This is a genomic window from Streptomyces panaciradicis, assembly GCF_023516615.1.
GTDB classification, from domain to species: domain Bacteria; phylum Actinomycetota; class Actinomycetes; order Streptomycetales; family Streptomycetaceae; genus Streptomyces; species Streptomyces panaciradicis.
This window is the reverse complement of the sequence record NZ_JAMGBF010000098.1, coordinates 12,001-31,619: the sequence shown is the minus strand read 5'-3', so window position 1 is coordinate 31,619 and position 19,619 is coordinate 12,001. Positions and strand designations below refer to the sequence as shown.

Here is a 19,619-nt window from a genome sequence, read left to right as displayed (position 1 = left end):
CCGGCATTCGCGGTCAGGCGGCACCGGGCCGGTCCGGTGCGGAACCGGCCCGGCGGCGCTCAGCCCAGGTTCGGCACCGTCCAGTCGATCGGCTCGTGGCCCTGCCGCGCCACGGCCTCGTTGATCTGCGTGAACGGACGGGAGCCGAAGAACTTCTTCGCGGACAGCGGCGAGGGGTGCGCGCCCTTGACCACCGCGTGCCGCGTCTCGTCGATCAGCGGGAGCTTCTTCTGCGCGTAGTTGCCCCACAGCACGAAGACCGCCGGGTCGGGGCGCTCGGCGACCGCGCGGATCACCGCGTCCGTGAACTTCTCCCAGCCCTTGCCCTTGTGCGAGTTCGCCTCGCCGGAGCGGACCGTGAGCACCGCGTTCAGCAGCAGGACGCCCTGCTGGGCCCACGGCATCAGGTAGCCGTTGTCCGGGACGGGGGTGCCGAGCTCCTCGTGCATCTCCTTGTAGATGTTGCGCAGGGAGGGCGGGATCTTCACACCGGGGCGGACCGAGAAGCACAGGCCGTGTCCCTGGCCCTCGCCGTGGTAGGGGTCCTGACCGAGGATCAGGACCTTCACCTGGTCGTAGGGGGTGGCGTCCAGCGCGGCGAAGACCTCCTCGCGCGGCGGATAGACGGGACCCTTCGCCCGCTCCTCCTCGACGAACTCCGTCAGCTCCTTGAAGTAGGGCTGCTGCAGCTCGTCGCCCAGAACCCCGCGCCAGGACTCGGGCAGCATGGCGATGTCGGTCACGTCAACTTCCTCACGGTGTGCGGTGGAACGGTGTGCGGTCACTTCCAGGTCTCAGAACCTACAGGCGACCACTGACAACGGCCCCGCGCTCACCGAGATCCGCCCGCTACCAGCTGGTCTTGCGGGACAGCTGCCCCATCATCATGATCGTCGACGGGTCGAGCGCCTGCTCCGCGCCGGAGATGTCGTCGCTGGCGGCCACGAACTGCTTGCCCTGCCACAACGGCAGCAACCGGGCGTCCTCGACGAGGATCTTCTGCGCCTGCTCGAAGTCCGAGACGACGTTGGCGCGGTCGCTCACACTGCGCGAGCGGGGCAGCAGCACGCCGGTGATCTCGGGCGCCGGGTAGGGCGTGCCGAGGGCGTTCTGCTTGCCCACGAAGGGCGCGATGAAGTTGTCGGGGTCCGGGAAGTCGGGGAACCAGCCGCGCCCGAAGACCGGGTACTCGCCCTTCTGGTAGCCGGTGACGTACGTCTTCCAGGGCCGGTCCTTGAGGGTCACCGTGAACAGGCCGGAGTCCTCCAGCTGGCGCTTGATCTCGGCGAACTCCGGCTTGGTCTGCGAGCCGTAGCGGTCGCTGGTGTACCAGAGGGTGAGCGGGACGCGCTGGGTGATGCCGGCGGTGGTGAGGATCTTGCGGGCCTTGGCCGCGCTGGGGCTGCCGAAGTCGTCGAAGAAGTCGGTCGTGTGACCGGTCAGGCCCTTGGGGACCATCGAGTACAGCGGTTCGACGGTGTCCTTGTAGACCTTGTGCGCGATGGCGCCGCGGTCGATGACCTGGGCGACGGCCTTGCGCACCGCGGCCTTCCCGGCCCAGGGGTCCTTGGGGTTGAAGACCAGGTAGTTGATCTCGATGCCGGAGCCCTCGATGAGCTGCAGGCTGCCGTCGGTGTTGTGCTTCTGCAGCCCGACGATGTCGTCGGCGTCGAGGCCGCGGAAGGCGACGTCGAGGCTGCCCTTCTTGAGGTCGGCGACCATGGGGGCCGACTCCCGGTAGTAGCGGATGGTCACCGCGTCGTTCTTGCGCTCGGCGGCGCCCTTGTAGCTGTCGTTCCTGGCGAGTTCGGCCCGCTTGCCGTCCTCGTAGGAGCGCAGGGTGTACGGCCCGGAGCCGTAGATCTTGTCGTCCTTGCGCAGGGAGGAGGCCGGGTACTCCTCCGGGTCCACGATGGACATCGCGGGCGTGGCGAGCACGAACGGGAAGGTGGCGTCCGGCTTGTTGAGGTGGAAGACGATCTCGCTGTCGCCGAGCACCTGGACCCGGTCGAGGCTGCCGAGCAGGCCCGCGGGGCCGCCGTTGAGGTTGATCTTCCTGATGCGGTCGATGGAGTACTTCACCGCCGCGGCGTCGAGCGTGTGCCCGTCGGAGAACTTCAGGCCGGAGCGCAGCCGGCATCTGTACGTTCTGTTCGAACTGTCCGCGAAGCGGCAGCTCTCCGCCGCGTCGGGCTGCGGAGTGGTCGCGCCCGACGGGTAGCTGAGGAGCGTTTGGTAAATGTTCCGGAACAACTCCCAGGACTGGTCCCAGGAGGCGGCGGGATCCAGTGTGCTGGGGGCGCTGGTGGTGCCGACGGTGATCGGCCCCTTGCTGTCGGAGGAGTCCGACGACAGGACCCCGCAGCCGGTCACCAGGGACGATATGGACGCGATGGCCGCCGCCTGACGCAGGCGTCGCTTCCGGTTGAACACGCGCTCGCTCCTCGATCTGCCGTACCAAGGGTCGGCAGACCATACCGCAGGGCAACGGGGGTTGAACCCGCCGCGTACAAGGGGCTTGATCAGCTTGTTTATGACGACGTTGTCATCGCCGCGCACCCCTTCCGTACGACGACGAGGGCGCCGTTTCCGTCAAGGAAACGGCGCCCTCGGGTGCCCGATCGTTACCCTCGCGGGCGGGTTTCTCAGCCCACTCCGGCGTTCAGGAAGATGCCGCCGTCGACCACGAGCGTCTGGCCGGTGACCCAGTCGGACTGCTCGGAGGTGAGGAACGCCGCGGCGCCGCCGATGTCGGACGGCACGCCGAGCCGGGCGAGCGGGTAGGCGGCGGCCGCCTCGGCCTCCCGGCCCTCGTACAGGGCCTGGGCGAACTTGGTCTTGACGACGGCCGGGGCGATCGCGTTGACCCGCACCTTGGGCGCGAACTCGTGCGCCAGCTGCTGCGTCAGGTTGATCAGCGCGGCCTTGCTGACGCCGTAGGCGGCGATGAAGGGCGAGGGCGCGAGGCCCGCGACGGAGGCGATGTTGACGATGGCGCCGCCGTTGTCCTTCTGCCAGGCGTGCCAGGTCTTCTGCGCGAAGCCGAGCGCGGAGATCACGTTGGTCTCGAAGACCTTGCGCGCCACGTTCAGGTCGAGGTCGGCGATCGGGCCGAACACCGGGTTGGTGCCGGCGTTGTTGACCAGGAAGTCGACGCGGCCGAAGGCCTCCATGGTGCGCGCGACGGCCTCGGCCTGGTGGTCCAGGTCGTGCGCCTTGCCGGCGATGCCGATGACACGGTCGGCGCCGAGCTGGTCGACGGCCTCCTTGAGGGCGTCCTCGTTGCGGCCGGTGATGGCCACGCGGTCGCCGCGGGCGACGAGCGCCTCGGCGACGCCGTAGCCGATGCCGCGGCTGGCGCCCGTGACGAGGGCGACCTTGCCGGAGAGTGCGGGCAGTTCAGTCATGGCTGGGGGTTCTCCTAGTCGAGCGGTCCGCCGGCGACGTACAGCACCTGGCCGGAGACGAATCCGGCCGCCTCGCCGGTGAAGAAGGCGATGGCGTTGGCGATGTCGTCCGGCTCGCCCACCCGGGCGACGGGGATCTGGGTGGCCGCGGCGGCCTTGAAGTCCTCGAAGCCCATGCCGACGCGGTCGGCGGTGGCCTTGGTCATCTCGGTGGCGATGAAGCCGGGGGCGACGGCGTTGGCGGTGACGCCGAACTTGCCGAGCTCCTTGGCGAGGGTCTTGGTGAAGCCCTGCAGACCGGCCTTGGCGGCCGAGTAGTTGACCTGGCCGCGGTTGCCGAGCGCCGAGGAGGAGGACAGGTTGACGATGCGGCCGAAGCCCGCGTCGACCATGTGCTTCTGGCAGGCCTTCGACATCAGGAAGGCGCCGCGCAGGTGGACGTTCATGACGGTGTCCCAGTCGGAGACGCTCATCTTGAACAGCAGGTTGTCGCGCAGCACGCCCGCGTTGTTGACCAGGATGGTCGGCGCGCCGAGTTCCTCGGCGATGCGGGCGACGGCGGCCTCGACCTGCGCCTCGTCGGAGACGTCGCAACCGACCGCGATGGCCTTGCCGCCGGCCGCGGTGATCTTCTCGACGGTGTCCTTGCAGGCACCCTCGTCGAGGTCGATGACGGCGACCGCGCGGCCCTCGGCGGCCAGTCGTACGGCGGTGGCGGCCCCGATGCCGCGTGCTCCGCCGGTGACCACGGCTACCCGCTGCTCAGTGGTGGACATTGCTGCTTCTCCTCGCCCTCGAGAGAACCTGCGGCGCGGTGAGCGACCGCTTAGTACCTTCGTCGCACGTGACGCTAGAAGCCCTGGCACGCGGTGTCAACGCCACACGAGCCCGGTGTGATCGATTACCTCACGAGCAGGTCGAGCAGTCGCTCCGTCTCGGCCGCCGGATCGGCGGTGAGCCCAGTGTGCACCGGTCCGGGCCGCACGACCGTGGAGCGCGGCGCGACGAGCCACCGAAAACGCCGTCCGGCGTCCTCGCCGGCGGCCTGCCCGGCCGCTTCTCCCCCGCCGCAGACCCGCTCGACGGCGCCGAGCGCCGCCCGGATCCCGGCCACGTCGGCCCGCGGGTCGAGGGCGAGCAGCCGCGCCTCGTCGAGGTGGGTGCGGGCGCCGACGTACGCCTTCGCGCGGCAGTACAGCAGGACGCCGGCGTTGATGCACTCGCCGCGCTCGGCGCGGGGCACGACGCGCAGCAGCGCGTACTCGAAGACGTCCCGGTCGTTGGCCTCGCTGCCCCGGATGATGTGCCGCTCGACCACGGAGCCGGCCATGTGGATGTGGCGTTCGCTCACTTGCCTGCCTCGATTCCCGTGATGCGCTCGTGGACGGACGTGGCCCGGGCCAGCAGCGGCCGGGCGTAGGCGCGCCGGAGGTCGTCCGGCGTGTCGAAGCCGGGCTCGCCGGCCAGCCAGACGTCCGGGACCTCGGCGGTGACCTCGGCGAGGAGGTCCTCGGTGACCTGCGGGGCCAGCTCGGCCGCGGCCCCGGCGATGTCCGGCGCGAAGGACCTCAGGGCGTGGTCGGAGGCGTCGTAGGGGCGGGCGGCGGAGGCCTCGGCGCCGGGCCAGTTGTGGTGCCAGATCATGGTGGCGCCGTGGTCGATGAGCCACAGCTCGCCGCGCCACATCAGCAGGTTGGGGTTGCGCCAGGAGCGGTCGACGTTGTTGATCAGCGCGTCGAACCACAGCACCCGGCCGGCCTCCTCGGGGCTCACCTCGAAGGCGAGCGGGTCGAAGCCGAGGGCGCCCGGGAGGAAGTCCATGCCGAGGTTGGTGCCGCCGCTGGACCGCAGCAGCTCCTGCACCTGCTGGTCCGGTTCGCCGAGGCCCACCACCGGGTCGAGGTCGAGCGTCACCAGGCGGGGCATCCTGAAGCCCAGCCGGCGGGCGAGTTCGCCGCAGACGACCTCGGCGACCAGGGTCTTGCGGCCCTGTCCGGCGCCGGTGAACTTCATGACGTACGTCCCGAAGTCGTCCGCCTCGACGAGTCCCGGCAGCGAGCCGCCCTCGCGCAGGGGCGTGATGTACCGGGTCGCGATGACTTCCTTGAGCATCGCCCCAGGTTACTGGCCGACAGCGAACCGACAGCTCGGGTTTACCCCGACCTGAACTCGAACGCGTTTAGATCTCGACAGCGTCTACATCGGCTGAACAACCAACGGCTCCGGCCCGTACCCCTGTCCAGATCTACGAAGCTTGCTATGAAGGGACGTCGGCATGACGACCAGCGAATCGCTTCCCCCCACCGCGGCGCCCGGCCGCCGGACCGTCGTGGCGGCGGTCGGCGCGGCCGGGCTCGCCGTCGCGCTGACCGCGTGCGGCTCCTCCGACGACGACTCCGCCTCGTCCGGCTCGAACACCCAGGCCGGCGCGAACACGACCGGCGGCACCACCGGCGACACGGGTGCGAGCGCCTCGGCCGGCTCGGGCGGCGGCGCTGCCCTGGCGAAGACCGCCGACATCCCCGAGGGCGGCGGCAAGATCTTCAAGGACCAGGCCGTGGTGGTCACCCAGCCCGCCTCGGGCACCTTCAAGGCGTTCTCGACCAAGTGCCCGCACGCGGGGTGCGCGGTGAGCAGCATCGCGAACGGCGTCATCGTCTGCCCGTGCCACGGCAGTCAGTTCTCCGTCGAGGACGGCAGCGTGAAGAAGGGCCCGGCGACCTCGGGGCTGACGGCCGAGAAGGTGACCGTGAGCGGGGACTCGATCACGCTGTCCTGACCCGGCCGCGCCCGGGCCGTCGCAGGCAGTCCAGCACCTCGTCCGTGGTCGCGACCGTGGCGACCAGGGCGAGGGTGTGCCGGATCATCGCGGGGGTGTAGTCGGAGGGGACCCCCGCTACGGCGTCGGACGGCACCACGGCGGTGTAGCCGCGGTTGACCGCGTCGAAGACGGCGTTGGGGATCGCCACGTTGGCCGAGACGCCGGTGACGACGAGCGTGCGGCAGCCCAGGTTGCGCAGCAGCGCGTCGACGTCGGTGCCCTGGATCGGGGACAGTCCGTGCAGCCGTCGTACGACGAGGTCCTCCTCGGTCACCTCGATCGGGGCGGCCACCCGGACCGCCGCGCTGCCGGACAGCTGCTGGACGGGGAGGCGCTCGGCGGCCCGGAAGAGGCGGGCGTTGCGGCTCGCGCCGCGGCCGTCCGGACGCCGTTCGGCGACGGCGTGCAGGACCTGGACACCGCAGGCGTGCGCGGCGGCGACCAGTCGTGCGATGTTGGCGAGGACGCCGGACGCGCGTGCCTCACGGGCGAGTTCAGGAAGGGCGCTGTCGGGGCCGACGACGCCCTGCTGGCACTCCACGGTGAGCAGCACGGTCGTGGCGGGGTCGAGGAGTTCGCTGAGCTTTTCGTACGACGGCACGGTTCCCCCTGGTCGCCTGCGGGTTCCCAGCGGGCGCGAGAGTAGCCACCATTGCGCGAGGACGGAAGACGACCCATCCTTTTCTGACGTGATGTCAGAGGATCATCCGAGTTCCTCTGACACGACGTGAGAGAAGAGGGGGACACATGACCGTCACTCAGCGTCGGGGCCGGAAGATCATGATGACGCCCGGCGAGCTGGACGAGTTCCTCGTGAGCCAGCGCACCTGCCGGGTCGCCACCGTGTCCAAGGACGGTGCTCCGCACGTCAGCACCCTGTGGTTCGCCTGGGACGGCACGTCGTTGTGGCTGTACTCCGTCGTGCGCAGCAAGCGGTGGACCGACCTGCGCCGCGACCCACGGGTGGCGATCGTGGTGGACACGGGCGAGGAGTACGAGGAGCTGCGCGGCGTCGAGCTGTCCGGATCGGTCGAGTTCGTCGGCGAGTTCCCGCGCACCGGCGAGCTGTGCGCCGAACTGGACGTCCCCGAGACGCTGTTCGCCCGCAAGAACTTCGGTCTGGAGGAGATGCCGCACGACGGCCGGCACGCCTGGGTGCGGCTGACCCCGGACAAGATCGTCTCCTGGGACTTCCGCAAGCTGGGGCCTGCCTAGGGTTTGCCGCCCTGACTCACGGTCCGCCCTGCCTCCTGCAACGCCTCCACCGCCGCCCGGATCGACGGGCGGCGGTCGGCGTCCGCGCGCCAGACGGCGTAGATCTGGCGCCGTACCGGCTGCCGTACGGGCACGGTGCGCACGCCCTCCGGGACCGGGCCGCGACCCAGTCTCGGTGCCACGCACACGCCCAACCCCGCGCCGACGAGCGCGAGTTGGGTGGGGTGTTCCTCGGCGCGGTGGGCGACGCGCGGTTCGATGCCCTTGGAGCGCAGGGTGTGGATCAGCCACTCGTGGCAGAACTCGTTCTCGTTCCAGGTGACCCAGTCGTCGTCGGCGAAGTCCTCCAGGTCCACCTCGGCGCGGTCGGCGTGCCGGTGGTCGGCCGGCATGGCCACGTCGGCGGTGTCGTCGAGGATGACGGCCTTGACCAGTCCCTCCGGCATCGGCAGCGGCCTGTTGTACCAGTCCAGGACGACGGCGAGGTCGAAGTCGCCGCGCATCACGGCGAGCACGGCCGGCTCGGGCTCCATCTCGCGCGAGGTGGTGCGCAGGCCCGGGTGCGCCTTGCGCAGCTGCGCGAGCGCGAGGGGGAACAGGCCGCGCGCGGCGGTCGGGAACGCCGCGAGGCGGAGTTCGCCGACCACCTCCCCGCGGTGCGCCTCCAGGTCGGACTGGGCGAGCTCGACCTGGGAGAGGATGCGGGCCGCGTGCTCCGCGAGCAGCCGGCCGGCGTCGGTGAGCCGTACACCCCGGCCGTTCTTGGCGACGAGCTGCTGTCCCACCTCCCTTTCCAGCTTGGACAGTTGCTGCGAGACGGCCGAGGTCGTCACGTGCATGCCCTCGGCCGCGCCACTGACCGAGCCGTGCCGGGCGAGGGCGTCGAGGGTGCGCAGGCGCTCCAGGTTCAACATGTAAGCGATGCTACGAGATACCTGGAGAAGATGTCGCTTGTGCTACGAGATGGCCGTGCCGCATGGTTACGCTCATGACCACCGCGACCACGGCCCGGACCTCCGCGCCCGCCCCCGTCCGCCGCCCCGCCCTCGACTGGCGGCTGCGCTTCGGCGCCCTGTCCCTGATCTGGGGTTTCAGCTTCCTGCTGATCAAGGTCGGGACGGACGGGTACGCGCCGTTCCAGGTCACGCTGGGCCGGCTGGTGTTCGGGACGGTTGTGCTCGCGCTGGCGATGGCGGTGAAGCGGGCCCGGCTGCCCCGCGGGCTGCGGACGTGGGGGCATCTGGCGGTGGCCGCGTTCCTGCTGAACGCGCTGCCGTTCTCGTTGTTCGCGTACTCCGAGCTGACGATCCCGTCCACGCTGGCGGGGATCTGCAACGCGACCTCGCCGCTGTGGGGCATGGCGCTGTCCCTGGTCGCGCTGTCCGAGGACCGGCCGTCCCGGGTGCGGGTGGCGGGGCTGGGGATCGGGTTCCTGGGGGTGCTGACCGTCCTCGGCGCGTGGCAGGGGTTCCACGGGCTGGACGGCAGGGGGACGGCGATGGCGCTGCTGGCCTCGCTGAGCTACCCGGTCGGATGGATCTACGTCCGCCGCACGCTGGCCGGGTCCGGGTACTCGCATCTGTCGCTGACCGGTGCGCAGTTGCTGCTGGCGACGGTGCAACTGGCTGTGGTGACGCCCTTGTTCACGGACCTGCCGGGGCGGATCGCGGTGGTGCCGCTGCTGGCCGTCGCCGCGTTGGGGGCGTTGGGCACCGGGTTGGCCGTTCTCATCCAGTACGGGCTGGTCGCCGAGGTCGGGCCGACGACGGCTCAGATGGTCACGTACTTCATTCCGGTCATCGCCACGGGGGCGGGGGTCGCGATCCTCGGGGAGTCGCTGAGGTGGTCCACTCCGGTGGGGGCGGTGATCGTGCTGGCGGGGGCGGCGCTGACGCAGGTGCGGGGGCGCGCGGGCGGGGGCGCCTGAGGGGGTGGGGCGCTTGGGAGGGTGGGCGGGTGCGGCTTGGGTGGGGCTGGTCGCGCAGTTCCCCGCGCCCCTGAGGGGGTGGCGGTCGGCCCCTTTGCGTAGGTGCCGGGACGCGGGTGCGGGGAAGGGCGCGTAGGGGGCGGGGGGTGGGGTGCGTTGGCGGGTGCGGGTGTGAGGGGGCTGGTCGCGCAGTTCCCCGCGCCCCTGAGGGGGTGGCAGTCGCCGCCTATACGTAATTCCGGGTGGGGGATGGGTTCACTGCTCTTGTCACCGCTTCTGCCAGTGGGGCGACCTCTTCGGGGGCCAGGGTCGAGATCGTGATGCGGATGCCCGGTGGGGCGTTCAGGCGGAAGCGGGCGCCCGGGGCCACCGCCCAGCCCGCGTGCAGGAGGCGGGCGACGGCGCCCGTCTCGTCGGGGACCGGGATCCAGACGTTCATGCCGCTGCGGCCGTGGGCCTCGACGCCCCGGTCCGCCAGCGCCTCGATCAGCAGGTCACGCCGTTCGCGGTACGCCGCCGCAACCGCCCCCGGGTCGAACGTGCCGTCGTTCCACAGGCCGACCACGGCGCGCTGGGTGACGCGGCTGACCCAGCCGGGGCCGAGGCGGTGGCGGCCCGTGACCCGGTCGACCGTGGTGGCGTCGCCGGTGAGGACGGCCAGGCGGAGGTCGGGGCCATAGGCCTTGGCGACCGAGCGGACGAAGGCCCAGTGGCGGGTGACGCCGGCGAGGGGATGCAGGGGGAGGTCGACGATGCCGTGGCCGTGGTCGTCCTCGATCAGGAGGACCTCCGGATGGTCACGAAGGACGGCGCGCAGGGCACGCGCACGCGTTGCGGTCACCGCGGCGCCGGTCGGGTTCTGGGCGCGGTCCGTGACGACGAGCGCCCGGGCGCCGGCGTCGAGGGCACGGCGGACGTCGGCGGGGCGTGGCCCCTCGTCGTCGACGCCGACCGGGGCCGTGCGCAGGCCGAGGGCGGGGACCAGGTCGAGGAGGCTGCCCCAGCCCGGGTCCTCCACGGCGACCGTGTCGCCCGGCTTGAGGTGGGCGGCGAGGACCCGCTCGATGGCGTCCAGCGAGCCGGAGAGCACGGCCACCGGGCCGTCCGGCACCGCGTCGGCGTCGAGTCGGGCCCGCGCGATCCTCGCCAGCTCCGGGTCGACCAGGGCCTCCCCGTACAGCACGGGCTGCCGGTCGTGCTCGTCGGCCGCCGCCGCGAAGGCCCTGCCCAGCGGTGGCAGCAGGGCCGGGTCCGGGTTGCCGTTCGCCACGTCCCGCACCCCGTCGGGCACGTCCATCCGCACGTACTCGCGGCCCGTCGTGGCCGGCTTGGCACGCACCCGGGTGCCTCGGCGCCCGGCGGTCTCGATCACCCCGCGTTCGCGCAGGATGCGGTAGGCGGCCGCGACCGTATTGGGATTCACTCCCAGATCCGCCGCCAACTCCCGCATCGGAGGCAGCAGTCGGCCCGGCTCCAGCTCCCCCGAGCCCACCGCGCGCTCGACGCTCGCCGCAATCCCGGCTGCGCCCCGACCCTCGATCCGATATCCTCCTAGCACAAACGAGATTATGCACTAGTGCAATATCGCTTCGCAAGCCGAGGAACCACGGAGACCGCCATGCAGGGGACCGCCCAGCCGACATCGCAGGCCGCCGCCTACACGCCGACCGACCGCACCGTCCCCACCCGTTCCGCGGAACGGGCCTCGTACGACAAGGAGCTGGTGCACGCGATACTCGACGAGGGGTACGTGTGCCATCTGGGCTTCGTGCGGGACGGGGCGCCGGTGGTGCTGCCCACGCTGTACGGGCGGGTCGGCGACCGGCTGTACGTGCACGGCTCGACCGGGTCGCGCCCGCTGCGGATGACCGGCCAGGCGGACCCGGGGCTGCCGGTGTGCCTGACCGTCACGCACGTGGACGCGCTGATCCTGGCCCGTTCCGCCTTCCACCACTCGATCAACTACCGCTCGGTCGTGGTGCACGGGATCGCCCACGACGTGACCGACCCCGAGGAGAAGCGGGCGGCGCTGGACGCGCTGGTCGACCACGTCGTGCCCGGGCGGGCGGCGGACTCCCGGCCCGCGAACAAGAAGGAGCTGGCCGCGACCGCCGTGATCCGGCTCGACCTGGACGAGGTCTCCGCCAAGCTCCGCACCGGCGGGGTGAACGACGAGCCCGAGGACCTGCCCCTCCCCCACTGGGCGGGCGTCGTCCCGCTGCGCAAGGGCTACGAGAGTCCCGTCGCCGACGGCGACCTGGCCCCCGGCATCGGCCTCCCCGACTACCTGGCGGTGCCGTGATGCTCATCCACCCCTGGGACGCGGCACACGACGACAGCGAGTGGCAACGGTGGCTCGCCGTGCACGACTTCGGACAGCTCGCCGTGAACGGCCCACCGGGCGAGGCGCCGTACGTCCAGCCGCTGCACTTCCTCTACGACGCCGAGCGCGCCGAGGTCCTCACCCATCTCGCCCGGCCCAACCCGCTGTGGCCCGCCCTGGAGGCGGGGCCCGAGGTGCTGCTGAGCGTGGTCGACGACTACGTCTACGCACCCGGGTACTGGCAGGTCGCGCCGGACGAGCCGGCCGAGCACGGCACGCCCACGAGCTACTACGCGGCCGTGCAACTCCGCTGCCGCGCCCACGTGGTGGACGACCCGCCCGAGAAGGCCGCACTGCTCAACCGTCAGCTCGGGCACTTCCAGCCGGAGGGCGGCTCGGCGGAGGTCGCGGTGGGAGAGGTGCCGTACGGCAGGCTGCTGTCCGGTCTGCGCGGGCTGCGGCTCGAAGTCGTCGACGTGCGGGCCAAGTTCAAGTACGCGGGCCGCAAGCCCCAGGTGCGGGAACGGGTGCTGGCGGGGCTCGCCGAGCGTAGCGGCCCGCGGGACGCCGCCGCACGCGAGCATCTGCTGCGCCGGCGCGGGGTGTGACACGAACGGCCTCGCCGACGCAGATCACTGAGGAGAGGGACCTCACGGGGGAGGGTCCCTCTCCGACCCTCGCCCCGGCCCGCTAGGCGGCGGTCTCGCGGGCCGCCACGCCGCTCTCCGCAGCGGCCCGGCCACCGGCCACCGGCGCGCCCGTGCCCTTCGCCGGCGCCGACGACTGGGCGATGAACGCGCCCACCAGGACGACCACGCCGCCGACGATCTGGGGTGCCGAGAGGTGCTCGCCGAGCAGCACCCAGGCCAGGACGGTGGCGATGACCGCCTCGAGGCAGGCCACGACCCCGGCGACCTGCGGGGACAGGCGCCGCACCGACAGCACACCCGTGACGTAGGCCAGGACGGTGGCGACGAGCACGATCCAGGCCAGCAGCAGGGCGGCGGGGACCGGGTCGCCGTCCATGCGGGCGGTACCGGTCAGCACCGTCCAGTCCATGGTCCACGGGCGGGCCACGGCGGTCAGGACGAGGGCGCCGATCAGCAGGCCGTAAGCGATGACACCGAGCGGGTCCGGCGCGTCCTCGCCCGCGTCACTGCCCTGGTCGGACAGGACGAAGTAGCCGACCTGGCAGCAGGCGGCGCCGAGCGCGAGCAGCAGGCCCAGGGCGTCGAAGCCCAGGCCCGCCCAGATCTCGACGACGCAGGCCAGGCCGCCGACCGCGAGGACCACGCCGAGCGCGGCGGCACGGGTGACCGGACGCCGCTGCACGAACCGCACCCAGCCCAGCACCAGGCCGGGGGCGAGGTACTCGACGAGCAGCGCGACGCCGACGGGGATCCGGGACAGGGCGGCGAAGTAGCAGGCCTGCACGCCGGCCACCGCCAGCAGACCGAAGCCCACGAGCAGGACGGGGCGGCGGAGCAGCAGGGCGCGGTGCCGCACGGCGACCGGCAACATCACCAGGGCCGCGCCCGCCACCCGCAGCCAGACCACGTGCAGCGGGTCGAGCCCGGCCTCGATCAGCGGCTTGGCCGCGACACCCGACCCGCCGAAGGCGACGGCGGACGCCAGCGCCAGCCCGAGCCCGGCTCCCTTGCCGTGGCTTACCCGACTGCTCTCAGACCTGTGCACGGGCACATGATGACAGGCGGCGACATGAGCGTCACCCCCGTTGACACCTGTCTCACCGTCTGGACGCGCCGGACGGTCGCGGGGCGAGCCTCAGCGGCCGACCATCACCGGCCGGACGCGCCGCACGGCCACGGGGACGGGCCTCGGCGGCCGGCCATCACCGGCCGGACGCGCCGCGCGGTCGGGGGGGCGAGCCTCGGCGGCCGGAGGTCACCGGGAGTCGGCCGGCGGACGCTCGACGCGGGCGAGGATCTGGTCGCTGTCGATCCCGGCGCGGTCCAGGACCTCCACGGCCCGGGCCTGCCGGTCGACGACGAGCGCGGCCAGCAGGTCGGTGCCCAGCGCGGCGCCGTCACCCCGGGCGGCGGCGCGCTCGCGGGCGTACTCCATGGCGCCCGCGGCCAGCGGTGACATCCCGTCCGCCGCCGTCACCACGGGCACGGCCCCGGAGTCCTCGACCGAGCCCTGCCAGCGCAGTCCGTAGCCGATGCTGCGCTGCACCAGGTACCCGAGCAGCCGGGCGAGGCCGGGCCCCTCGCCGAAGACGGCGCGCGCCTGGGGGTCGTGTTCGAGCAGCGAGTGCAGCAGATGGGCCGTGTCGATCTGCCGGTCCCCGTCGCGCAGCGCCCGGCGGCGGGCACCGGTGACGACCGCCGCCAGCACGGCGCTGAGACGGGCGTCGTCGTCCGGGCGCGGTCCGGCGGGCTGCTCGCCGACCTGCTGCCGGGGTATACGGGGTTGCACACCCCTCACCCCATCAGCCTCTCCGCCTCCGGTCATCCCCGACGGGAAGCATTTCGGCGTCCCACACAGAGTGGACCCGGGGCGCCGGAATCTCCTCCTTACGGATGAGATCAGGCCGAGATGCCCCGAGGGGCGTGCCGGTTCTCGCCGCGCGCCCGGCACGCAACCGGAATGCCCCCTCTCACGTCCAACAGGTGCATGGAGCGCGGGAGCTGGCTGGTCGCCCTGCCGGCCGTCGACGGCAAGCAGTACGTGTACCGGGTGTACGCCCCGGACGACGCACTGCCCGCCGACCTGTTCTGGGACGCCTGGCACTGCCACGACGAGAGCGCCTTCCCGCGCGCGTGCGACGTGTTCGACGCGGCGGTGATCGAGCGGGTGGGCCGGCCTCCGGGGACGGGCGCCCTCCACAATTCCTGACGGTTCATCAGTATTGAATGTTGCGACCTCTGCGGTTACTTTCCGCGACACCACAGCCCGACACGAAGAGGTGGTCGCATGCCCGAAATCAGCGCGGAGTCACGGATCGAGGCGCCGGCCGAGAAGGTCTGGGCACAGCTCACCGACTGGCCCGCCTACGGCGAGTGGAACGCCACCCACACGAGCTTTCCGCAGGGCGGCCCGGCCTCCCTCGAAGTGGGCGCGACCTTCCAGGAGAACATGAAGCTGATGGGCTTCCCGGCCGAGGTCGAGTGGACCGTCACGGAGCTGGAGCCTGCCCGGGTCCTCGCCATCAGGGGCAAGGGCCCGATGGCGGTGACCGTGGCCACGCGCTACACCCTGACCCCCTACGGCGACGCCACGAAGGTCCGTATTGACGGCGAGTTCACCGGCGCCGCGGTCACGCTGATGGCGGGCAGGCTGAAGGACTCGGGCACGGCCGCCCTCAACGAGTCGCTGCGCAAGCTCGCCGGGCTGGTGTCCTGACCGCCGCGGACACGGGAAGGCGCCCCGCGGAGTGTTCCACGGGGCGCCTCGTCGCCGCACGACCCTCAGTCCTCGTCGGCGAGGATCAGGTACAGCTTCTTGCGGGCCTCGTTGATGACGGCCACCGCCTTCTCGCGCTGCTCCTTGCTGCCGGTCTTCCAGACCTGGCCGAAGGCCTCCATCAGGCCGAAGCCGGCCTGGCGGATCTCGCCGAGCGCCTCGAAGTCGATGCCGCGGGAGGCTTCCTCCCAGGGCGCGTCCGGGCCCTCGTCGGCCGCTGCGCGGCCGGAATCGGTGAGCGAGAAGAGCTTCTTGCCGCCCTCGCTCGCGCTGGTGATCAGCCCCTCGTCCTCCAGCAGCTGGAGGGTGGGGTACACCGAGCCGGGACTGGGCTTCCACGCCCCGCCACTGCGCTCGGCGATCTCCTGGATCATCTCGTAGCCGTGCATCGGCCGGTCCCCGAGCAGGGCGAGGATCGATGCCCGTACGTCGCCGCGCCGCGCCCTCCCCCTCGGTCCGCCGCGCCCTCGCGGCCCCCAGGGGCCCGGGCCGAAGCCGGGGCCGCCGAAACCGAAGCCCGGACCACCCGGGCCGCCGGGGCCACCCGGCCCGAAGGGGCCGAAGGCACCGCGCCGGCCCTCCGGACCGCCTCGGCCACGAGAGCCCCGTCCACCGTGTCCACGTTCGAATCCGTGGGAACGCATCGCCATCACTCCATTCCATCGTTGATCTGTCGCGATGCGTCAACGATATATCGGAACTGTTCGGTTGACAAGACCCGGAGAAAGGCCCTGCCCAGGGCCCCTAGAGCCAGTTCGCCCAGCCGAAGGTGAAGAGATAAGCCCTGCGTCCCGCCTCCGCTCCCCGCAGGCCGCGCAGGAACATGCCGCCGAGCGCGGCGAGGAACAGCAGGGCGAAGGCTCCGGCCACCAGGGCTCCGGCGGCCGGCCCCGCGAACAGGCCCACGAGCACGCTGGCCACGACGACAGTGCCCAGGCCGAGATGCGCGCTGGGCAGGTCGGCCCGGAGCAGTTCGCGCAGCGTCCTGCGCGCCGCCCGCAGGTCGGAGTCGTACCGTTCCCGCGCCGCTTCCGGATCGGCGGCGGGGCCCTCGGGCCACCGTGATGTCGTGGTCCTCTCCTCCCCCTCGACGCGTTGCGGGCGTCAGTGGCCCCGGAACGCCTCCTCCAGCCACCAGGCCCCGTGGTCGCGGGTGACCTTCGCGTCGACGAGCAGGGGTGCGGCGCGGGGGCCGGCGACCCAGTCCGCCACCGCCTTCAGGTCGGCGGGGGTGCGCACGGTCACCGCCTCGAAGCCGTAGCCGCGCGCCACGGCGGCGATGTCGGTCTCCGGGAAGGTGACCGTGTCCAGCGGGAAGCCGTCCGGGCCGAAGTGGTGCACCTCGGCGCCGTAGGCCTCGTCGTTGTAGACGACCACCACGATCGGCAGCCCGAGCCGGCGCACGGTGTCCAGCTCCACGGCGCTCATCAGCGCACCGCCGTCCCCCAGGGCGGCCACGGGAAGCCGGTCCGGCCGGGCGAGCGCCGCGCCGATCGTGGTCGCGAGGCCCAGGCCGATGGACTGGAAGGCCTGCGTGAAACAGAAGCCGTTCTCGTCCGGGACGGAGAGGTACGCGCTCGGGTAGCCCATGAAGTTGCCCGAGTCCACGCCGACGACCCGCTCGGCGGGCAGGATCTCGTCGAGCGCGATGCTCAGCGTCCGCGGGTCGATCCGCTCGCGGCTGCCCTCGTCCTCGTAGGGCACGTCCCGCCAGCGCGCCCGCTCGGCGAGCGCGGTGGCGACGCCCGCCGTCCGGTAGCCCTCGCGGCCCTCATCGGCGGCCGCCAGGGCGCGCCGGGCCGTGCGGGCCACGTCGCCCACGACGCCGAGGTCCACCTCCCGGTGCGCGCCGAGTGCCTCCGGGTCGTCGTCGACCTGGACGACGGCCGCGCCGGGACCGATGAGGGTGCCGTGCCGCATGGTCCACATGTTCAGCGCGCAGCCCCAGCCCACGATCAGGTCGGCGCCCTGGATCAGTTCGGTGGCCAGTGGCGAGGCGAAGCCGCCGGAGACGTCCAGTGACCAGGGGCTGCCGTGGAAGAGGCCACGCGCCACCGCCGAGGTCGCCAGCAGGGCGCCGTAGCGCTCGGCGAGCGCCGTCAGGGCGTCCCGGGCGGCGGGGGTGCGGGCGCCGCGGCCGGCCACGAAGACCGGGCGCCGGGCGCGTTCCAGGGCCCGTACGAGATCGGTCACCGCCCGTCGCGACGGCTCCACCGGCTCCGGCCCCGCAGGCGGCGGGGCGCCGAGCGGGACGCCCTCGGGGACGTCCAGGGCCTGCACCTCCAGCGGAAGGTTGAGCAGCACGGTACGGCGCTCGTGCCGGGCCCTGCGCAGGGCCGCCGCGGCCTGGTCGACCGCGTCGTGGGCGGTGGTCACACGGGCGGTGACGGCGCCGACGGAATGGGCCAGCACGGCCTGCTCGACCCGGAAGTTGGAACGCTGGGCGGTCGCCTCCGCGGCCAGCACCAGCAGCGGCGTACGGCTCTTGGCGGCCTCGGTGATGCCGGTCAGGGCGTTGGTCAGGCCGGGGCCCTGGTGGACGCTGAGCGCGGTGAGGGTGCCGCTCGTGCGGGCGTAGGCGTCGGCCATGGTCGCCGCGCCGCCCTCGTGCCGGGCGGCGACGAACCGGGCGCCCGCGGCCACCATGGCGTTGGTGAGGTGGAAGTTGCCCGAGCCGACCACCCCGAAGACGTGGTCGACCCCGGCCGCGACGAGCGCCCGTCCGACGGCTTCGGCGACCTTCACGACCGCTCCACCAGGGCGAGCACCCGGGCGGGGGCGCCGGAACCGGACACGATGGGCAGGGGCCCGGCGACGACGAGGGCGCCGGTCGCGGGCAGCGCGGCGAGGTTCTGCAACTGGGTCAGGCCGTACTTGCCGGCGCCCAGCAGATGGGAGTGGCAGGGGAACGGCGGGTCGAAGGAGTGGGCGCGGCCCGCGTCCGTTCCCACGGTCTCCGTGCCGAGGCCGATCACCGGGGACTCCTCGGCGACCCAGCGCGCGCACTCCGGCGACAGGCCGGGGGTGTGCGGGCCGCCGTCGTCGGCGTTGAGGAACTCCTCCTGGGAGTGCGAGCGGGCGTCCCAGCCGGTCCGGACGAACAGCCAACCACCTTCCGGAAGTGGCCCGTTGGCGGCCTCCCAGGCCTTGATGTGGTCCACCTCGACGAGGAAGTCGGGGTCCTCGGCGGCCTGTTCGGAGAAGTCGAGCACGGCGGCCGGCGCGATCAGGCGGCTCGCGGGCACGGAGGCCACGTCGGCGAGGTCCTTGCCGGTGACCCAGTGGACGGGGGCGTCGAAGTGGGTGCCGGTGTGCTCACCGCTGCGGAAGTTGTTCCAGTACCAGGCGGGCCCTCGGTCGTCGTAGCGGCTGATCTCCTCCAGTTCGAAGGTCTGGGTCTGGCCGAAGGGGGGCGGCAGCTGGATCACCGGAGTGGTCGAGGAGAGCGGCGAGGTGAGGTCGACGACCTCGACGGCGCCGCTGCGCAGCCCGGCGAGAAGGGCGGCAAGCACGGACGGCTGGGACATGACGGCCTCCTGGGCGGGGCTGAACTGTCAACGCCTGTCTGTACAGGGTGTCAGCCGACGACCGGTTCTTTGCGGTGCACGCTCGGAAAATCGGTCCACCGTCCGCGAATTGGACTTGGTGCCCCAGGCCACGTCGTCCTAGCGTCGGACCATGCGAATCCGAATCGTCGACGCCTTCACCGACCGCGCCTTCGCCGGCAACCCGGCGGGCGTGCTGCTCCTCGACTCCTTCCCCGACGACGACCGGCTGCAGAAGATCGCGCTGGAGGTGAACCACGCCGAGACGGCGTTCGCGCACCGGCTGCCCGGGGGCGGGGAGGCGGACTGGGCACTGCGCTGGTTCACGCCCGCCGCCGAGGTGGCCATGTGCGGCCACGCCACGCTCGCCACCGCCCACGTGCTGCACACCACCGGCGCCCACGAGGGCGCGGTGCGCTTCGCCACCCGCAGCGGCGTCCTGGTGGCCACGCCCCGCGAGGACGGCTCGATCACCCTGGACTTCCCGACCGCGCCGCTCACCGCGGTCGAGGCGCCGGCCGGGGTCGCCGAGGCGCTGGGCGCCGAGCCGCGCAGCACCTTCGACACCGGGCCGAACGTCGGCGACCTGCTGGTGGAACTCGCCGACGAGAAGACGGTCCGGGCCCTCTCCCCCGACCTCAGGGCGCTCGGCGCCTACTCGCAGCGCGGCATCATCGCCACCGCCCGCGCCGCGGACTCCGCCCAGGGCTACGACTTCGTCTCCCGCTGCTTCTTCCCGAACGTGGGCATCGACGAGGACCCGGTCACCGGCAGCGCCCACACCGCGCTCGCCCCGTTCTGGTCGCAGCGCCTGGGCGGCACGATCCTGACCGGGCTGCAGGCCTCACCGCGCTCCGGCCGGGTCCGCACCGAGCTGCGCGGCGACCGCACTCTGCTCAGCGGACACGCGGTGACGGTGATCGACGGCGAGCTGCTGGCCTAGCGCCGGGCATCG

23 protein-coding genes are annotated in these 19,619 nt (G+C 72.4%); 8 read left to right on the top strand and 15 right to left on the bottom strand.

Annotated elements, in window-relative coordinates:
• Positions 1 to 59: 59 nt before the first annotated feature.
• The 6 genes from ung to M8J74_RS28625 all read right to left on the bottom strand — a co-directional run bounded on the left by ung (position 60) and on the right by M8J74_RS28625 (position 5,519).
• On the bottom strand, positions 60 to 743 hold the full coding sequence (gene ung, locus M8J74_RS28650; protein WP_058926650.1) for a uracil-DNA glycosylase: 684 nt from the start codon (positions 741 to 743) through the stop codon (positions 60 to 62).
• A 106-nt stretch (positions 744 to 849) separates the two neighbouring features.
• Complete coding sequence (locus tag M8J74_RS28645; protein WP_249839220.1) at positions 850 to 2,433, bottom strand: ABC transporter substrate-binding protein; 1,584 nt, start codon at positions 2,431 to 2,433, stop codon at positions 850 to 852.
• A 212-nt stretch (positions 2,434 to 2,645) separates the two neighbouring features.
• The gene (locus tag M8J74_RS28640) at positions 2,646 to 3,407 is read right to left on the bottom strand and encodes an SDR family oxidoreductase (RefSeq protein WP_058926648.1); all 762 of its coding nucleotides are present in this window, start codon (positions 3,405 to 3,407) and stop codon (positions 2,646 to 2,648) included.
• Between the two features lie 14 nt (positions 3,408 to 3,421).
• The gene (fabG, locus tag M8J74_RS28635) at positions 3,422 to 4,183 is read right to left on the bottom strand and encodes a 3-oxoacyl-ACP reductase FabG (RefSeq protein ID WP_058926647.1); all 762 of its coding nucleotides are present in this window, start codon (positions 4,181 to 4,183) and stop codon (positions 3,422 to 3,424) included.
• A gap of 125 nt (positions 4,184 to 4,308) precedes the next feature.
• Positions 4,309 to 4,758, bottom strand: a complete 450-nt coding sequence (locus tag M8J74_RS28630; protein WP_249839219.1) for a DUF3037 domain-containing protein — start codon at positions 4,756 to 4,758, stop codon at positions 4,309 to 4,311.
• The gene (locus tag M8J74_RS28625; RefSeq protein WP_249839218.1) at positions 4,755 to 5,519 is read right to left on the bottom strand and encodes a HipA family kinase; all 765 of its coding nucleotides are present in this window, start codon (positions 5,517 to 5,519) and stop codon (positions 4,755 to 4,757) included. The genes M8J74_RS28630 and M8J74_RS28625 overlap by 4 nt, the downstream gene beginning before the upstream one ends.
• Before the next feature lie 163 nt (positions 5,520 to 5,682).
• Between M8J74_RS28625 and M8J74_RS28620 the strand changes: the two genes are divergently transcribed.
• Positions 5,683 to 6,186 (top strand): Rieske (2Fe-2S) protein, encoded by a 504-nt coding sequence (locus tag M8J74_RS28620; RefSeq protein ID WP_249839217.1) that lies wholly within the window; start codon positions 5,683 to 5,685, stop codon positions 6,184 to 6,186.
• Here the strand turns inward: M8J74_RS28620 and M8J74_RS28615 are convergent.
• Positions 6,173 to 6,829, bottom strand: coding sequence for a cysteine hydrolase family protein (locus tag M8J74_RS28615; protein WP_249839216.1), 657 nt, complete (start codon positions 6,827 to 6,829; stop codon positions 6,173 to 6,175). The two genes, M8J74_RS28620 and M8J74_RS28615, sit on opposite strands and share 14 nt — an antisense overlap.
• A 146-nt stretch (positions 6,830 to 6,975) precedes the next feature.
• On the opposite strand from M8J74_RS28615, the gene M8J74_RS28610 reads away from it, so the two are divergent.
• On the top strand, positions 6,976 to 7,443 hold the full coding sequence (locus M8J74_RS28610) for a pyridoxamine 5'-phosphate oxidase family protein (RefSeq protein WP_058926642.1): 468 nt from the start codon (positions 6,976 to 6,978) through the stop codon (positions 7,441 to 7,443).
• Here the strand turns inward: M8J74_RS28610 and M8J74_RS28605 are convergent.
• Positions 7,440 to 8,357, bottom strand: coding sequence for a LysR family transcriptional regulator (locus M8J74_RS28605; RefSeq protein ID WP_249839215.1), 918 nt, complete (start codon positions 8,355 to 8,357; stop codon positions 7,440 to 7,442). The genes M8J74_RS28610 and M8J74_RS28605 overlap by 4 nt on opposite strands.
• Before the next feature lie 62 nt (positions 8,358 to 8,419).
• Between M8J74_RS28605 and M8J74_RS28600 the strand changes: the two genes are divergently transcribed.
• Entirely contained in the window at positions 8,420 to 9,370 is a 951-nt protein-coding gene (locus tag M8J74_RS28600) for a DMT family transporter (protein ID WP_372500300.1), read from the top strand.
• Positions 9,371 to 9,596: 226 nt separating this feature from the next.
• Here M8J74_RS28600 and M8J74_RS28595 read toward each other — a convergent pair whose 3' ends face one another.
• Entirely contained in the window at positions 9,597 to 10,928 is a 1,332-nt protein-coding gene (locus tag M8J74_RS28595; protein WP_249839213.1) for an aminotransferase class I/II-fold pyridoxal phosphate-dependent enzyme, read from the bottom strand.
• A 60-nt stretch (positions 10,929 to 10,988) separates the two neighbouring features.
• On the opposite strand from M8J74_RS28595, the gene M8J74_RS28590 reads away from it, so the two are divergent.
• Both M8J74_RS28590 and M8J74_RS28585 read left to right on the top strand, forming a co-directional pair.
• Entirely contained in the window at positions 10,989 to 11,672 is a 684-nt protein-coding gene (locus M8J74_RS28590; RefSeq protein WP_249839212.1) for a pyridoxamine 5'-phosphate oxidase family protein, read from the top strand.
• Positions 11,672 to 12,301 (top strand): FMN-binding negative transcriptional regulator, encoded by a 630-nt coding sequence (locus M8J74_RS28585; RefSeq protein WP_249839211.1) that lies wholly within the window; start codon positions 11,672 to 11,674, stop codon positions 12,299 to 12,301. Before M8J74_RS28590 ends, M8J74_RS28585 begins: the two co-directional genes overlap by 1 nt.
• Positions 12,302 to 12,383: 82 nt before the next feature.
• Here the strand turns inward: M8J74_RS28585 and M8J74_RS28580 are convergent, their stop codons facing one another.
• Together M8J74_RS28580 and M8J74_RS28575 are read right to left on the bottom strand one after the other, a co-directional pair.
• A complete protein-coding gene (locus tag M8J74_RS28580) occupies positions 12,384 to 13,394 on the bottom strand; it encodes an EamA family transporter (RefSeq protein WP_249839210.1) in 1,011 nt (336 codons plus the stop codon).
• Positions 13,395 to 13,598: 204 nt separating this feature from the next.
• Entirely contained in the window at positions 13,599 to 14,132 is a 534-nt protein-coding gene (locus M8J74_RS28575; protein WP_249839209.1) for a Clp protease N-terminal domain-containing protein, read from the bottom strand.
• 198 nt (positions 14,133 to 14,330) lie between these two features.
• On the opposite strand from M8J74_RS28575, the gene M8J74_RS28570 reads away from it, so the two are divergent.
• A complete protein-coding gene (locus M8J74_RS28570; RefSeq protein ID WP_249839208.1) occupies positions 14,331 to 14,552 on the top strand; it encodes a hypothetical protein in 222 nt (73 codons plus the stop codon).
• 78 nt (positions 14,553 to 14,630) lie between these two features.
• Complete coding sequence (locus tag M8J74_RS28565; RefSeq protein WP_249839207.1) at positions 14,631 to 15,059, top strand: type II toxin-antitoxin system Rv0910 family toxin; 429 nt, start codon at positions 14,631 to 14,633, stop codon at positions 15,057 to 15,059.
• Between the two features lie 65 nt (positions 15,060 to 15,124).
• Here the strand turns inward: M8J74_RS28565 and M8J74_RS28560 are convergent, their stop codons facing one another.
• The 4 genes from M8J74_RS28560 to M8J74_RS28545 form a co-directional block, all read right to left on the bottom strand.
• On the bottom strand, positions 15,125 to 15,763 hold the full coding sequence (locus M8J74_RS28560) for a PadR family transcriptional regulator (protein ID WP_249839206.1): 639 nt from the start codon (positions 15,761 to 15,763) through the stop codon (positions 15,125 to 15,127).
• Between the two features lie 100 nt (positions 15,764 to 15,863).
• Entirely contained in the window at positions 15,864 to 16,040 is a 177-nt protein-coding gene (locus M8J74_RS28555; protein WP_249839205.1) for a hypothetical protein, read from the bottom strand.
• 183 nt (positions 16,041 to 16,223) lie between these two features.
• Positions 16,224 to 17,864: a thiamine pyrophosphate-binding protein gene (locus M8J74_RS28550; protein WP_249839204.1), complete on the bottom strand. Its 1,641-nt coding sequence runs from the start codon at positions 17,862 to 17,864 to the stop codon at positions 16,224 to 16,226.
• Positions 17,861 to 18,646 (bottom strand): cyclase family protein, encoded by a 786-nt coding sequence (locus M8J74_RS28545; RefSeq protein WP_249839203.1) that lies wholly within the window; start codon positions 18,644 to 18,646, stop codon positions 17,861 to 17,863. Before M8J74_RS28545 ends, M8J74_RS28550 begins: the two co-directional genes overlap by 4 nt.
• Before the next feature lie 151 nt (positions 18,647 to 18,797).
• On the opposite strand from M8J74_RS28545, the gene M8J74_RS28540 reads away from it, so the two are divergent.
• Complete coding sequence (locus M8J74_RS28540; RefSeq protein WP_249839202.1) at positions 18,798 to 19,607, top strand: PhzF family phenazine biosynthesis protein; 810 nt, start codon at positions 18,798 to 18,800, stop codon at positions 19,605 to 19,607.
• Positions 19,608 to 19,619 lie beyond the last annotated feature (12 nt).

What these genes read in the sequence shown, in the direction of transcription:
- M8J74_RS28640 (WP_058926648.1), bottom strand. Translation starts at nt 3,407, where the DNA reads ATGACTGAACTGCCCGCACTCTCCGGCAAGGTCGCCCTCGTCACGGGC.
- fabG (WP_058926647.1), bottom strand. Translation starts at nt 4,183, where the DNA reads ATGTCCACCACTGAGCAGCGGGTAGCCGTGGTCACCGGCGGAGCACGC.
- M8J74_RS28625 (WP_249839218.1), bottom strand. Translation starts at nt 5,519, where the DNA reads ATGCTCAAGGAAGTCATCGCGACCCGGTACATCACGCCCCTGCGCGAG.
- M8J74_RS28620 (WP_249839217.1), top strand. Translation starts at nt 5,683, where the DNA reads ATGACGACCAGCGAATCGCTTCCCCCCACCGCGGCGCCCGGCCGCCGG.
- M8J74_RS28610 (WP_058926642.1), top strand. Translation starts at nt 6,976, where the DNA reads ATGACCGTCACTCAGCGTCGGGGCCGGAAGATCATGATGACGCCCGGC.
- M8J74_RS28605 (WP_249839215.1), bottom strand. Translation starts at nt 8,357, where the DNA reads ATGTTGAACCTGGAGCGCCTGCGCACCCTCGACGCCCTCGCCCGGCAC.
- M8J74_RS28600 (WP_372500300.1), top strand. Translation starts at nt 8,420, where the DNA reads ATGGTTACGCTCATGACCACCGCGACCACGGCCCGGACCTCCGCGCCC.
- M8J74_RS28590 (WP_249839212.1), top strand. Translation starts at nt 10,989, where the DNA reads ATGCAGGGGACCGCCCAGCCGACATCGCAGGCCGCCGCCTACACGCCG.
- M8J74_RS28585 (WP_249839211.1), top strand. Translation starts at nt 11,672, where the DNA reads ATGCTCATCCACCCCTGGGACGCGGCACACGACGACAGCGAGTGGCAA.
- M8J74_RS28570 (WP_249839208.1), top strand. Translation starts at nt 14,331, where the DNA reads ATGGAGCGCGGGAGCTGGCTGGTCGCCCTGCCGGCCGTCGACGGCAAG.
- M8J74_RS28565 (WP_249839207.1), top strand. Translation starts at nt 14,631, where the DNA reads ATGCCCGAAATCAGCGCGGAGTCACGGATCGAGGCGCCGGCCGAGAAG.
- M8J74_RS28560 (WP_249839206.1), bottom strand. Translation starts at nt 15,763, where the DNA reads ATGCGTTCCCACGGATTCGAACGTGGACACGGTGGACGGGGCTCTCGT.
- M8J74_RS28545 (WP_249839203.1), bottom strand. Translation starts at nt 18,646, where the DNA reads ATGTCCCAGCCGTCCGTGCTTGCCGCCCTTCTCGCCGGGCTGCGCAGC.
- M8J74_RS28540 (WP_249839202.1), top strand. Translation starts at nt 18,798, where the DNA reads ATGCGAATCCGAATCGTCGACGCCTTCACCGACCGCGCCTTCGCCGGC.